This window comes from Bradyrhizobium sp. Rc3b, assembly GCF_900114915.1.
GTDB lineage: Bacteria > Pseudomonadota > Alphaproteobacteria > Rhizobiales > Xanthobacteraceae > Bradyrhizobium.
The window spans coordinates 166,520-180,682 of sequence record NZ_FOUS01000007.1 but is presented as its reverse complement, the minus strand read 5'-3'; the positions used below and the strand labels follow the sequence as shown (position 1 = coordinate 180,682).

The window sequence follows — 14,163 nt, the reverse complement described above, 5'->3', positions numbered from 1 at the left end:
AAGCTCAGATCAGGAAGTGATCCTGCATCCACTGCATCCCGGCGGCATTGGCCTTGGTCACGACCGGGCCGTCGGTGACGACGTTCTTGGGAATGCCCTGTCCGCTCTTCTCGCCGCCGACCACGGCGGAGACGCCCGCGATGATCGCGCCGCCATGGATGCGGCAGGACGGATTGCGGACGGTCGCGAACATGCGTCCTTCGCTCACCGCCTGAATCGCCGGCGGCATGGCATCGACCCCGCCGATCAGGATGTTGGTGCGGCCGCGTGCCTTCATGATGTTGGCCGCGGCGAGCGCCATGTCGTCATTGTGGAAGAACGCCGCATCGATCTGCGGATACTTGGTCAGATAGGTTTCCCAGAGGCGCGCCGTCTTGGAGACGTCCCAGTCGGCCGGCTGGGTGTCGAGCACCTCGATCCCGGGGAATTGCTTCACCGTGTTGGTGAAGCCCTTTGCGCGCCCTTGCGCGCCGGTGTGGCCGAGCGCGCCCTGCGTCATGATGATCTTGCCCTTGCCGCCCATCGCGTTGCACAGCGCCTGGGTCACCGAGGCGCCCATGAACTCGTTGTCGGGAGCGAGGAAGGAGTGGACGTTGATCTGGTCGAGCGGCGCAATCAGCGTGTCCATGTCGATCACGGGCGTGCCGGCGTCGATCATCTTCTGCACGGGCTGGGTGAGGGTGCCGATACCGAACGCCTGGATCGCGACGAAGTCCCATTTCTGCGAGGCCATGTTGTCGATGGCCGCGCGCTGCTTCACGGCGTCGAGCTGGCCGTCGAACCAGGTGACTTCGACGTTGAACAGCTTGCCCCAGAATTCGGCGGCCTGCTTTCCTTGCGCGCACCATGTAGCCTGCAGGCCCGCATTGGAGAACGCCGCCTTCAACGGCTTCTCGCTTCGCCCGACCTCGGCGGCCAATGCGGGGTTTATGCCCATGCTGCCGAGGAGGGCAGCTCCGGCGCCGGCGGTCGCAGCCGCCTGAAGAAGATCGCGCCTCGTCGTCGAGAAATCTTTCGTCCCGGACATCGCTCGCTCCCATAAATTTTATCGTCGGCGCGTCATTGATTGCGCAACCGATGTCGAAAGTGTCTCACAAGAGTTGATGCCACTCAATCTGCAATCACACGCGCCATCGCAGCACGCCGCGTTGGTGCAGCGCAAAGCGTCAGGCCGTCGTGCCGGCGAGTGCGTCGATGTCGACGAGCAATTTGTCCCAGGCTTGCGCGATCTCGATCGACCATTCATCGCCGAGCAGATCGCGCAGCGTATCCCTGATAATGGTGAAGAAGGCGGTGAACAGCTGGGGCGACGTGCCATAGGCGTCGTGTGAGGCAACCTCGCAGGCGATCAGCCGGAAATGCCCATGACGCATCCCGGCGAAATCGAGAATCGCCTCGATCGTCAGCGCGAGCATCGATCCCTTCACGAGGTCGCCGCCCTCCGAGCGGAACATGGCCTGCGTTTCGGGATGCTCGTCGAACAGGCGCTGGTAGACGAGGGGCGTGAGATCCGCGCAGCGCGAGGCCGCGAGTTCAAAGCTGAGTTCGACTGGATTGGAGGGCATATTCATCGGCGAAAGTGCCATGCGGACAAAAAAAGAGCGGGGCCCTGGCCCCGCTCAAAAATTGTGTCGACCCTATTATCCCCGATTCTAAGATTTGCTCTTGATTGACGGGGCGACGCTGCGTTTTGCGCGCCAGGGGCTCCTCCCGAGACTTGGACCACCAGACTTCGACCTCACGGCCAGCCTGAGCAAGGGGGATGCTAGATCAACTTTTCTCACTTGTCATCATTTTCGGCAACGAATGTTCAAAATTCGAGCAATAGACGAAATGATCGGGCTTTTTTCCCCGCAAGTATATGACAAATATAAGAAATCTGTGGATGTCGGGCCGTTTGATTTGGCTCAAATGCCGGCCCCCGAGCCCATGGTGAGGTCGTCCGGACCACGCTTTTCCGACAAATTTGCGCTGGGCCAAGAAGGCGGCGGAACTGATCTCGACTTGGGCCCGGCGCGGTGTTTAGTTAGCAGACGAACGAACGGTTCGGCGGATGCGCGCGCGGTTACAGAAATTCCTACCCCTGGTCCTGCTCGCCTTGGTGATGCAGGTGCTGGCGCCGATTGCCGCGTGCTGGGCGACGGGCCAAGCCATCGCCGATCCGCTGTCTGCCGCCGTCATCTGCCACAGCGTGAGCGAGGAGGGTGGCCTCGACGAACGGACGGGGACCCCGACCGCGCATGCGGGTGCGTGCGCCCTGTGTTGCCTGGCCCAGGCGGGCGCGTCGCTGGATTCGCCGACGCACGCGGCACTCTCGATTCCCTTCCGCCATGCCGCGCGCGTGGTGTGGCAGCCGGCGGATGCGTCCGCCATCGCCGCTCCCAGGGGGTCGAGCGCCCAGGCCCGCGCCCCACCTCAATTTTCCTGACGTAGCGACAAACCGAACCATTGGCGCGCGCCGTTGCTGTGCCGATGGGCGTGCTCAATGGACCGGTCGAGGTGCCGGATGTCAGGAATTCAAGAGATGTTACGCATTCGTGCGATCGGGCGCGCGGGCTTGCCCGTGCTTTTCGGACTGGTGTCCCCGATCGGTTCAGACGCGCTCGCCCAGGCTGCCTCGGAAGCGATTCCCGCGGTGACGGTCGAGGCGCCCAAGACGTCCCGTCCCAAGCCAATCACCCGGTCAACGCGGCAGCGCTCCACTTCGGCGGCGCGCGCAGCGAGGCCGGTCGCGCCGAACGCGACCGATGGCGCCCAGGGGCAGAACAACACAATGTCCGCCGGCGCAGTGCGGGCCGGTCTCAATCAGGCGCCGGCCGGTCAGACCGCGACGACCATCGATCGCAGCCAGTTCGACAACCGGCCCTCGTTTTCGGTCAGCGACGTCTTGCGGGACAGTCCGGGCATTTCGATCAAGCAGGGTAATGGTCCGCGCGATTTCGGCATCTCGATTCGCGGATCCAACGCCCGAAACGGTTTCGGCATCCGCAATCTCGTGATCTTCGACGACGGTTTCCCCGTCACGCAGCCGGACGGACTGTCGCGTAGCGACCTGATCGATCCCCATGCCTATGGCGCGATCGACGTGATCCGCGGCCCCTCATCGGCGCTCTACGGCAATTATGCGACCGGCGGCGCGCTCAATTTCCGCACACGGCCGGGCGGCACGATCGACGGCGTCGAATACGGCGTCGACGGCGGCAGCTATGGCTACCTCAACAATTACCTTGCGGCCGGCAAGAAGGTCGGGAATTTCGAGGGTTCTCTGTTTGCGAGCGACACCCGAGGCGACGGCTATATCGGCAATAGTTGGTTCAATACGCAGACCGTCAACTTCCTCGGCACGCTCAAGGCGACGCCGGACGACCGCTTCACGGTCAAGATCATCAACAACGATCTCAGCGCGCGGCTGCCGCTTCGACAGTCGCTGAACCAATTCTACACCAATCCCTTCCAGCAGGGCTGTGCGACCGGTGCCACGGCGGCGCCCGGATGCGGTACGGTCAGGCTGTTCAACAATGGCTTCAACGCGACCGCCGGGACCGATACGGAGACGGCCGTACAGGCCGGGCTCGGCCGCAACGACCGCCGCACCATCGTCGGGGGCCGGTGGGAGCACGATTTCGACAACAATACGACCTGGCGCAACCAGTTCGTGTTCGACGACCGGAACATCAGTCAGCCAACTGGCTCCACCAGCTCGATCGGCGACTTCCCGTCCTACAACTACATGAGTGATCTCACCAAGCGAGGAGAGATTCTCGGCCTGGAGTCCACCGCGTTCTTCGGCGCCTTCTACAACACCCTGACGGCATCGAGCGATACGCGAAACGTGATGCCGGGAGGCAACGCGACGCTCGGCAGGCTGTCGAGCAATCTCTACAGCGAGACGACCAATTATGGTGTTCGTGCCAGGGAAGAGCTCAAGCTTACATCGTCGCTAACGGCCGTTGCGGGCATCGGTTGGGAGACGACCTTGCTCAAGGGCACCAACACGGCCTATTCATATGCTGGTCCCACCGGCATCACCACGACGACGCCGACGACCGCGGACCGGCAGTTTCAAAATACTGCGCCAGAGTTGGCGTTGCTCTACAACCTCAACAACGAATGGCTGTTCCGGGCACGCGTTGCCACGGGGTATGGCACACCGCAGGTCTCAAATCTTTTCGTCGCTCAGACGGGATTGCCGGGCAACAATACCCAGCTCCAGGCCCAGAAGAATCTTGGCTACGATCTCGGTTTCGATTGGACGCCGAACAGCGCGTTCAAGCTCAGCGCGACCGGCTTTTACGAGTTTTTCCGTAACGAGATCGTCAACCAGGCGACGTCGGTCGCGGGTGTAAACTACTCGTTCAACGCGCCGCGATCGGAGCATCGGGGCCTCGAGCTTGCCGCCGACTGGAAGTTCTCTCCGGGCTGGCGGTTCATGGCGGCGTACACCTATCTCGACGAGGTCTACACCGAATATGTCGAGAACATCACCAATGGCGCCGTCTTCAGCTTCAACCGTGCCGGCAATAAAATTCCCGGTATCTCGCCTAACGAGCTGACGGCTCGAATTGGCTACGACGAGTTCGCCGGGTCGCTGGCAGGTCTCGGTGGCTTCGTCGAGGTCCAGTGGAAGGACTCTTTCTACATGGACAACGCGAATCTGCTGAAGGCGCCGGGCTACGAACTGGTCAATGTGAACGTCCATTACAAGACCGACTTGGTGTCGGACACCTTCAAGTCACTCAATCTGTTTCTTGAGGTCAGGAACGTATTCGATCGCACCTATGTTGCGTCGGCAAACAACATCGCAAACACCGTGACGGCGGCCGGCCTGCAAATTCCAGGGAACACGCTCGCAAGCACGGCACCGGGGTCGATCTATGCGGGCTCGCCACGCCTGTTCGTTGCAGGTATGAAGGTGGCCTTCAAATAATCCGGGCTCTCGAAGGGAATAGGGCCATGATCCGAACTGGCTTGCTCGCGATAGCCGCTCTCGCATGCCTGCAAGGTGCGGCGCTGGGGCAGATGCACGGCAAGCACGCGTCCGAAGCTGCGTGCGAGGAGCCGACGCTGCGCTGTGCGACCAAGGCGACGCCCGCCTTCGGTCCGGACGGGACGCTGTGGCTGGTCTGGATGGCGGGAGGGCAGGTCTCGGTCGCAAGTTCGCAGGACGAGGGCCGAAGTTTCTCGACGCCCACTCAAGTCACGACGAAGCGGCTGAACCTCGATTGGGGGCCGGATGCGCGGCCGAAGATCGTGGTCGACCGCAAGGGGGGCATCGCGCTCGCGTTCTCGACCTTCAGGGACGAGGCCTTCAACGGTCAGGTGTTCACCACGCGCTCGGCCGACGGCGGGAAAAGCTTCGCGGAGCTGAAGCCGATCACCGCCAGCAACGAGAGCCAACGTTTCGAGGCGCTGGCGCTCGATCAGGATGGAACGGTCTTTGCGGCGTGGCTGGACAAGCGCAATCGCATTTTTGCGAAGGAAGCGGGACAGAAGTACGAGGGGGCCGGGCTGTTCTTCACGTCGTCCAGCGACGGCGGTACCACCTACGCAGACGCGAAGCTGGCGCGTGAGGGCACCTGCGAATGCTGCCGGTTGGGGCTGGCATTCGCTGCGTCCGGGCGGCCGGTCGCAATCTTCAGGAACATTTTTGAGGGCGGCGTGCGCGACCACGCGGTGATGACCTTCACGGACGTCGCCACGCCAGGCGAAGTCCGCCGGGTCAGCAACGACGACTGGCAGATCAATGCCTGCCCACACCATGGGCCGAGCCTCACCGTTGCGCCGAACGGCACCTATCACGTCGCCTGGTACACCAACGGAAAGGCGCGGAAGGGACTGTTCTACGCGCACTCGCGCGACGAAGGCCGCACGTTCTCTTCGCCGATGGCGTTGGGGCGGCCGGATCGCAATCCGACGCGCCCCTTCGTGCTCGCGGGCGCGGCGGGAACGGTGATGGTCTGGAAGGAGTTCGACGGCGAGAAGACCTCCGTCCAGATGACGATCTCCCGCGACGATGGCGAGACGTGGTCGCCGCCGAAGACGATATCGAGCACGACCGACACGTCCGACCATCCTTTGCTCGTCTCCAACGGCAAGCAGACTTACCTGTCGTGGATGACGAAGGCGGATGGCTATCGGCTCAAGGCTATCGAGGACCAACCATGAGATTTCGATTTGTAGGCATTGCGGGTCTTGTCGTTCTGATCGCTTCAGTGGCTGCGCTTGCCGCATCTCCCGCTTTGAAGCCATTCGAACGCGGCACTTGGCAAAGCGTCCTTAGGGGGCACGCCGGCCGCCCCGTGCTCGTGCATTTCTGGGGCGTGACCTGTGGCCCCTGCAAGGTCGAGCTGCCGCTGCTCGGCCAGTTTGCCAAGGATCATCCTGACGTCGACGTCGTCACTGTCAGCGCCGATCTCGTGCCGAACCTGCCGGCCGCCACGCAATCGATGCTCGACAAGGCGGGTCTGTCGTCGACCGAAAATTTCATCTTCAACGACGGCTTTGTCGAGCGCTTGCGGTTCGAGATCGATCCGGCTTGGCAGGGCGACATCCCCAGGACCATGCTCATCTCCCGGGAAGGGACCGTCACGACCATCGAAGGCTCGGCTGAAATTGCCGATCTCGAAAAATGGTCAGCGCAACAACGCTCAAAACACTGAAGTTCAGTCTGCAAAGGGAATACCGATATGAAGACAATCTCGAAAAACGTGCTGTTCGCTGCGTTCGCTCTCGCGATCTCCGCAGCACCGGCGGTCGCCGACGACGTCAAGGCCGGCGATCTCGTCGTCTCGCAGGCCTGGAGCCGGGCGACGCCGGGCGGCGCGAAGGTCGCCGGCGGCTATCTGACCATCGAGAACAAGGGCACGGCGGCCGACAGACTGGTCAGCGTGTCCGCCGATATCGCGGGCAAGGCCGAGATTCACGAGATGGCGATGGACAATGGCGTGATGAAGATGCGCCCGCTCGACAAGGGGCTCGCCATCGATGCCGGCAAGACGGTGAAGCTCGCGCCCGGCGGCAATCATTTGATGCTCCAGGAGCTGAAGGGCGCGTTCAAGCAGGGCGACAAGGTGCCGGTGACGCTGCAATTCGAGAAGGCCGGCAAGGTCGCGGTCTCACTCGACGTCCAGGGCGTCGGCGCGCAGGCGCCTGGCGATGCCGGGCATTCAGGTCATATGGACATGAAGAAAATGCCGGATCACTCGGGAATGAAGATGAAATGAGATTGATCTGGACTCTCGGGAGACCGAACATGTCGAAGCAATCCTGCCTGATCCTGGTTGCCGCGCTCGCCACCTCGCCGGCGGCGGCGCACGTGTCGATCGAGACCAAGCAAGCCACGGTCGGCGCGTCCTACAAGGCCGTCTTCACCGTGCCGCATGGCTGCGCGGGCTCGCCGACGGTGAAGATCCGGGTGCAGATTCCGGAAGGGGTGATCGCGGTGAAGCCGATGCCGAAGGCCGGCTGGACCATCGATGTCGTCGAGGGCAAATATGCCGGGGAATACGACTATCACGGCAACAAGCTCTCCTCCGGCGTCAAGGAGGTGGCGTGGTCCGGCGGCAAGCTGCCGGACAAGAACTATGACGAATTCGTCCTCAGCACGTTCCTGACCGACAGCCTGAAGCCGAACACGGTTCTGTACTTCCCCGTCGTTCAGGAATGCGAGGCCGGCGTCAGCCGCTGGATCGAAATTCCGGCGGCGGGGGCAGGGCATTCACATGAGGGCAAGTCCGAGGGCAAGTCGCCGGCGCCGGGCGTGAAACTGCTGCCAAAACCCTGATGCGCCTCTTCGCCGCGCTTGCGACGCTGCTCCTCGTTGCCGGCTTCGCAAGCGGTGCATCGGCGCATGCGGCGCTGGTCTCGGTCGAGCCGGCGAGCGGCAGCATGCTTGCGACCGGGCCCAAGGCGGTGGAGCTGCGCTTCAACGAGGCGGTAACGCCGGGCGCGATCCGGCTGATCGATGGTGCGGGCAGGGCGCGGGATGATGCGCGCGTCAGCGCATCGGGCGAGACGATTTCGGTCGCGATGCCGGCGGATCTGCCTGAGGGGACCGCGGTCGTCAGCTATCGCGTGATCTCGCAGGACGGCCATCCCGTCACCGGATCGGTGATCTTCTCGATTGGCATGCCGACCGCGACGAAGCCTGCCGCCGCTGAGGATAGCGGGTTGAACGCGCTGATCTGGCTGGCGCGCGTCGGCCTGTACGTTGGGCTGTTCGTCGGCGTCGGCGGCGTGTTCTTCGCGCGCTGGGTTGCGTGGTCGATGACCGGCATGGCTGTCCCGCGCATGGCGCTCGTCCTCGGTCTCCCGAGCGCGCTGGCGTCCGTCGGCGCCTTGGGCCTCGATCTCCTCGGGCTGCCGCTGACAGCCCTCGCGACCGCTGCTCCCTGGAAAGTCGCCCTCGCGACCAGCGCCGGCCCTGCGCTGCTGGTTGCCCTGCTTGCGATGCTACTCGCGTTGATGGCGCTGCGCAGTGCGTGGTACGCGCGTGCGCTTGCGATCATGGCGTTGGTCGGCGTCGGTCTGTCGCTCGCCATGACCGGGCACGCCGCAACGGCCCCGCCTGAGGCGTTGACCCGGCCTGCAATCTTTCTTCATGGCCTCGGTGTCACCATCTGGATCGGTGCTCTCGCGCCGCTCGTGGCGCTGGTGTCGAAGCCGACGATTGCGACGCTCGCGATTGTGAACCGCTTTTCCCGCATTGCTGCGCTCGCGGTCGGCGTGTTGGCCTTGACCGGCCTCGCACTCGCGATCGTGCAGCTCGAAAAGCCTGGAGCGCTGGTCGAGACTCGCTACGGGCTGATCCTCTCGGTCAAGCTAGTTCTGGTCACGGGATTGCTGGCGCTGGCCGCGCTCAATCGGTTCCGGTTGACTCCGGCTCTGGCCCGGAACGAGACAGGGACGCCCGCGCTCAAGCGCTCGATCGTGCTGGAAGGTACGATTGCTCTCGCCATCCTGGCGGTGGTCGCCGGCTGGCGCTTCACGCCGCCGCCGCGGACGATCGTGCCGGAGACGCCTTTGGCGATCCACATCCATAGCGACAAGGCGATGTTCCAGGTCCTGGTCTCGCCAGGCAAGGCGGGGGCCAATGATGTCGTGCTCCAGCTCATGACCGGCGAAGGGACGCCGCTGGCGGCCAAGGAGGCGACGTTGACCCTGAGCCTGCCCGAGCGCGGCATCGAGCCGATGGAGCGAAGGGCCTCGCTCGGGCCCGATGGCTATTGGCATGTGCGCAAGGTCGAGCTGCCCTTTGCCGGCCGCTGGCACGTGCGGATCGACGCGCTGGTGACCGACTTCGAGCAGATCACGCTCGAAGATGAACTCGACGTCACGCCGCCGTGAGACGCAGCTCGGCCTGAACCTGAAGTCCGACGGAAAAATGACAGGAATTCCGTTGCGTTAGCGGCTTTTCCTCATTCCCGGTCTTGTGTTTTCGCTCTCAATCCGGTTTCACTGCAACCCATCACTGATTCCCAGAGTATTACCATGCGGTTGTCGCGGTTCTTTCTGCCCATCCTGAAGGAAAATCCGAAAGAGGCGGAGATCGTCTCGCATCGGCTGATGCTGCGCGCCGGCATGATCCGGCAGGAAGCCGCCGGTATCTATGCCTGGCTGCCGCTCGGCTTCCGCGTGCTGAAGAAGATCGAGCAGATCGTGCGCGAGGAGCAGGACCGCTCCGGCGCGCTGGAACTGTTGATGCCGACGCTGCAGCTTGCCGATCTCTGGCGCGAGAGCGGCCGCTATGACGCCTATGGTCCGGAGATGTTGCGCATCGCCGACCGCCACAAGCGCGAGCTCTTGTACGGGCCGACCAACGAGGAAATGATCACCGAGATCTTCCGCGCCTATGTGAAGTCCTACAAGAACCTGCCGCTGAATCTCTATCATATCCAATGGAAATTCCGCGACGAGCAGCGTCCGCGTTTCGGCGTGATGCGCGGCCGCGAGTTCCTGATGAAGGATGCTTATTCGTTCGACCTCAACGAAGCCGCGGCGCGCGTCGCCTACAACAAGATGTTCGTGGCGTATTTGCGCACCTTTGCGCGGATGGGGCTGAAGGCGATCCCGATGCGCGCCGAGACCGGCCCGATCGGCGGCGATCTCAGCCACGAGTTCATCGTGCTGGCCGAAACCGGCGAATCCGGTGTGTTCATCAATCGCGACGTGCTGGACCTGCCGGTGCCGGGCGAGGACGTCGACTACGACAGCGACCTGACGCCGATCATCAAGCAATGGACCTCGGTCTACGCCGCCACGGAGGACGTCCACGACGCCGCGCGCTTCGAGCAGGAAGTGCCGGCGGACAAGCGGGTGAACACCCGCGGCATCGAGGTCGGCCAGATCTTCTATTTCGGGACCAAATATTCCGACGCGATGAAGGCCCTGGTGGCGGGTCCCGACGGCGTCGATGTGCCGATCCATGGCGGTTCCTACGGCGTCGGCGTCTCGCGCCTGCTCGGCGCGATCATCGAGGCCTGCCATGACGATGCCGGCATCAAATGGCCGGAGGCTGTCGCGCCGTTCCGCGTGTCGATTCTCAATCTCAAGCAGGGCGATGCCGCGGTCGATGCCGCCTGCGAGAAGCTCTATGCCGAGCTCACCGCCAAGGGCGTCGACGTGCTCTATGACGACACCGACCAGCGCGCCGGCGCCAAATTCGCCGCCGCCGACCTGATCGGTATCCCCTGGCAGATCATGATCGGCCCGAAGGGGCTCGCTGACGGCAAGGTCGAGATCAAGCGGCGAGCCGACGGCTCCCGCGAGACCATGTCGCCTGCAGACGCGGTCGCAAGACTTGTGGGCTGATAAGCCTGGTCGGCTGAATATTGTTCATCGCCCGATATCGCGGCCGCCAATCCGGCCACAATTGACCCCGAATCATGGGATTATCGAGCGATGGATGAGACCATGACCGAAACCGTGCAAACCGCGCCTTTTGCGCCATTCGAGTGGATGCTGTCGGCGCGCTATTTGCGGGCGCGCCGCAAGGAGGGATTCATCTCGGTCATCGCCGGGTTCTCCTTTCTCGGCATCATGCTGGGCGTGGCGACGCTGATCATCGTCATGGCGGTGATGAACGGCTTCCGCAAAGAGCTGCTCGACAAGATCCTGGGGCTGAACGGGCACATCCTGGTTCAGCCGCTGGAATCGCCGCTGACCGACTGGAAGGACGTCGCCGACCGCCTCAGCCAGGTCAAAGGCATCCGGCTCGCCGCACCCGTGGTGGACGGCCAGGCGCTGGCGTCCTCGCCCTGGAACGCCTCGGGCGTGCTGGTGCGCGGCATCCGCTCCGACGACCTCAACAACCTCACCTCGATCGCCAAGAACATCAAGCAGGGCTCGCTCGAGGGCTTTGACGACGGGCAGGGCGTCGCGATCGGCCGGCGCCTCGCCGACCAGCTGTCGCTGCATGCCGGCGACAGCATCACGCTGGTGGCGCCGAAGGGTGCGGTGACGCCCATGGGCACGACGCCGCGCATAAAACCGTACAAGATCGTCGCCGTGTTCGAGATCGGCATGTCCGAATACGATCTCGGCTTCGTGTTCATGCCGCTTGCGGAAGCGCAGGCCTATTTCAACCGCAGCAACGACGTCACCTCGATCGAGGTGTTCACCACCAATCCCGATCAGATCGTCGCCTTCCGTCAGGCCGTGACCGAGGCTGCGGGCAGGCCGGTGTTCCTGGTGGATTGGCGGCAGCGCAATTCGACTTTCTTCAACGCGCTCCAGGTCGAGCGCAACGTGATGTTCCTGATCCTGACCATGATCGTGCTGGTCGCAGCGCTCAACATCGTCTCCGGCCTGATCATGCTGGTGAAGGACAAGGGCAGCGACATCGCGATCCTGCGCACGATGGGCGCCTCGCAGGGCTCGATCATGCGCATCTTCCTGATCACGGGCGCCTCGATCGGCGTGGTCGGCACGCTGGTCGGCTTTGTCGTCGGCCTCGTGATCTGCCTCAACATCGAATCCATCCGGCAATTCCTGTCATGGCTGACCAGCACCGAGCTGTTCTCGCCAGAGCTCTATTTCCTGTCGAAACTGCCCGCCGAGATCGACGTCGGCGAGACCACGGCCGTCGTCATCATGGCGCTGACGCTGTCGTTCCTGGCGACGCTGTATCCGTCGTGGCGCGCCGCGCGCCTCGATCCCGTCGAAGCGCTGCGGTACGAGTGAGGGGTTGATGGAGCAGCAGCAGGGGGCGGAAGACGTTCCGGTCATTTATCTCCACGAGATAAAGCGGCAGTACTTGCAGGGCGAGGTGCCGCTGACGATCCTCGATGGCGCCAAGCTCGCGCTGTGGGCCGGCCAGTCGGTGGCGCTGGTCGCTCCGTCAGGCTCGGGCAAATCGACGCTGCTGCACATCGCGGGGCTATTGGAAGCGCCCGATTCCGGCGAGGTCTATGTCTCGGGCGCGCCGACTTCGCAGCTGCCCGACATCGAGCGCACCCAGCTCCGCCGCACCGATATCGGCTTCGTCTACCAGTCGCACCGGCTGCTGCCGGAATTCTCGGCGCTGGAGAATGTCATGATGCCGCAGATGATCCGCGGTCTGAAGAAGTCCGAGAGCGTCAAGCGCGCCAAGGAGATTTTGGGCTATCTCGGCCTCGGCGACCGCATCACCCATCGCCCGGCCGAGCTGTCCGGCGGCGAGCAGCAGCGCGTCGCGATCGCGCGCGCGGTTGCCAATGCACCGCGGGTGCTGTTTGCGGACGAGCCGACCGGCAACCTCGATCCGCACACGGCCGATCACGTGTTCCAGGCGCTGATGCAGCTGGTCAAGGCGACCAAGGTGTCGATGCTAATCGCGACCCACAACATGGAGCTCGCCGGGCGCATGGACCGGCGCGTCTCGCTGTCGAACGGCCAGGTGATCGAGCTCGAGTAAAAAACGCGAAAACAACCCCATGCACAGTAGCCAAGTGCTTGGCGGGGCTTGCGAAAAAAATCGCCATTGCGCCGCACCCTGAGACTCAAGGCCGGATCACCGTCAGCTTGAATGGCCCGCCATTGGCCGCGGCGTGCGCCACCGCCTCGTTGGCGTGGTCGAGGTCGAAGGCCATCGTCTCATATTCCTCCAGCCTGAGCAGCCCCGCGCGCACCAGCGCGATCAGACGGCTCGCGGCATCGGGCGGGTACATCCAGACGTCGTGGATACTGATGCAGTTGCGCATGATCCAGGGATAGGGCAGTTCAAGGCCCGCGCCGCCGGCCATGCCGACGCCGCCCATCAGCACGACGCGTCCATAGGGGCGCACCGTCATGATCGCCGCGCGCACGACCTCCGTGCTCACCGAGGGCGGCATGATGTCGAACACGCAATCGATCGGGCCGGGCGCTGCGCGCTTCATCGCCTCGCGGTCGTGATCTTCATTGCCCGTAAGCTTGACCGGCCTCACGCGGTTGCCGAAGCGGCGGACGAGGTCGGCCAGGATTCTCTCGTTGCGGCCGGGCGCGACCACGCCGGCTGCGCCCATCGCGAGCGCGACCGAAACGGCGGCGCTGCCGAAATTGCCGGTGGCCCCGCTCACCAGCACGGTCTCGCCTGGTCTAAGGTTGGCAGCGAGAAAGCCTCCGTAAGGCACCAGCAGCGTGCCGAGCGCGCACCATTGCGTCGCCTCCTCCGGCGCGATCGCGCCGAGCCGCTTCACATTCTCGGTCGGCAAGCGCATCTGCTCGGCAAAGGAGCCGTGGCGAAAATGCTGTTGCAGGCGCATGCCGCCGGGGCCGGTGGCGGTGAGCCCTTGCAGGGCGATATCGGGCGCAACGGTGTCGTCGCGCGAGCGCACCGTCGGATCGCAAAACACCCAGTCGCCGACGCTGAGCTTGGTGGCATCCGGGCCGATCGCGCGCACCCGGCCGATGCCGCCGGGACCGGGGATAACAGGCAGATCGAGCGCGTAATTGCGCGTCCCGTCAAAAACCTCGTTCATGTACGACAGCACGCGCGTGGCGACGATGTCGACGACAACCTCACCGGTTCCGATGGTCGGCTTCGGAACGTCCTCGATCACCAGCGGCGATCCAAGGGATTTGAGTACGGCAGCTTTCATGGATGTTCACCTCAAAGCGGTGAATCCCATATGCGCCGCCTTGGACGGGCCAAGAAGGCCTGGTATTATCCTAGTATTCCAAGGACCCTCCATGCGGGAGCGACAT

The 14,163-nt window shown here is 63.7% G+C and carries 13 protein-coding genes; 10 read left to right on the top strand and 3 right to left on the bottom strand.

Annotated elements, in window-relative coordinates:
• Positions 1-4: 4 nt before the first annotated feature.
• Positions 5-1,027 (bottom strand): sugar ABC transporter substrate-binding protein, encoded by a 1,023-nt coding sequence (locus BM190_RS17945; protein ID WP_018320172.1) that lies wholly within the window; start codon positions 1,025-1,027, stop codon positions 5-7.
• Between the two features lie 139 nt (positions 1,028-1,166).
• Complete coding sequence (locus BM190_RS17940; RefSeq protein ID WP_177237142.1) at positions 1,167-1,571, bottom strand: globin; 405 nt, start codon at positions 1,569-1,571, stop codon at positions 1,167-1,169.
• 482 nt (positions 1,572-2,053) lie between these two features.
• Between BM190_RS17940 and BM190_RS17935 the strand changes: the two genes are divergently transcribed.
• From BM190_RS17935 to BM190_RS17890, 10 genes are all read left to right on the top strand, one after another.
• Positions 2,054-2,428, top strand: a complete 375-nt coding sequence (locus BM190_RS17935) for a DUF2946 family protein (RefSeq protein WP_092257261.1) — start codon at positions 2,054-2,056, stop codon at positions 2,426-2,428.
• Between the two features lie 96 nt (positions 2,429-2,524).
• Positions 2,525-4,927, top strand: a complete 2,403-nt coding sequence (locus BM190_RS17930) for a TonB-dependent receptor family protein (RefSeq protein ID WP_092257258.1) — start codon at positions 2,525-2,527, stop codon at positions 4,925-4,927.
• A 26-nt stretch (positions 4,928-4,953) separates the two neighbouring features.
• A complete protein-coding gene (locus BM190_RS17925) occupies positions 4,954-6,165 on the top strand; it encodes a sialidase family protein (RefSeq protein ID WP_092257255.1) in 1,212 nt (403 codons plus the stop codon).
• On the top strand, positions 6,162-6,659 hold the full coding sequence (locus BM190_RS17920) for a TlpA family protein disulfide reductase (protein ID WP_092257251.1): 498 nt from the start codon (positions 6,162-6,164) through the stop codon (positions 6,657-6,659). Before BM190_RS17925 ends, BM190_RS17920 begins: the two co-directional genes overlap by 4 nt.
• A 27-nt stretch (positions 6,660-6,686) precedes the next feature.
• Complete coding sequence (locus BM190_RS17915; protein WP_092257248.1) at positions 6,687-7,223, top strand: copper chaperone PCu(A)C; 537 nt, start codon at positions 6,687-6,689, stop codon at positions 7,221-7,223.
• A gap of 29 nt (positions 7,224-7,252) precedes the next feature.
• Positions 7,253-7,783, top strand: coding sequence for a YcnI family copper-binding membrane protein (locus BM190_RS17910; protein ID WP_092257245.1), 531 nt, complete (start codon positions 7,253-7,255; stop codon positions 7,781-7,783).
• Positions 7,783-9,345 carry a copper resistance CopC/CopD family protein gene (locus tag BM190_RS17905; RefSeq protein ID WP_092257242.1) on the top strand — a complete coding sequence of 521 codons (1,563 nt, stop codon included), beginning with the start codon at positions 7,783-7,785 and terminating at the stop codon, positions 9,343-9,345. The genes BM190_RS17910 and BM190_RS17905 overlap by 1 nt, the downstream gene beginning before the upstream one ends.
• Before the next feature lie 144 nt (positions 9,346-9,489).
• Entirely contained in the window at positions 9,490-10,809 is a 1,320-nt protein-coding gene (gene proS, locus BM190_RS17900; protein ID WP_018320182.1) for a proline--tRNA ligase, read from the top strand.
• A gap of 90 nt (positions 10,810-10,899) precedes the next feature.
• A complete protein-coding gene (locus BM190_RS17895) occupies positions 10,900-12,180 on the top strand; it encodes a lipoprotein-releasing ABC transporter permease subunit (protein ID WP_018320183.1) in 1,281 nt (426 codons plus the stop codon).
• A 7-nt stretch (positions 12,181-12,187) separates the two neighbouring features.
• The gene (locus BM190_RS17890; RefSeq protein ID WP_092257239.1) at positions 12,188-12,892 is read left to right on the top strand and encodes an ABC transporter ATP-binding protein; all 705 of its coding nucleotides are present in this window, start codon (positions 12,188-12,190) and stop codon (positions 12,890-12,892) included.
• Between the two features lie 85 nt (positions 12,893-12,977).
• Here the strand turns inward: BM190_RS17890 and BM190_RS17885 are convergent, their stop codons facing one another.
• Entirely contained in the window at positions 12,978-14,057 is a 1,080-nt protein-coding gene (locus BM190_RS17885; RefSeq protein ID WP_092257234.1) for a zinc-binding dehydrogenase, read from the bottom strand.
• Positions 14,058-14,163: the final 106 nt, after the last annotated feature.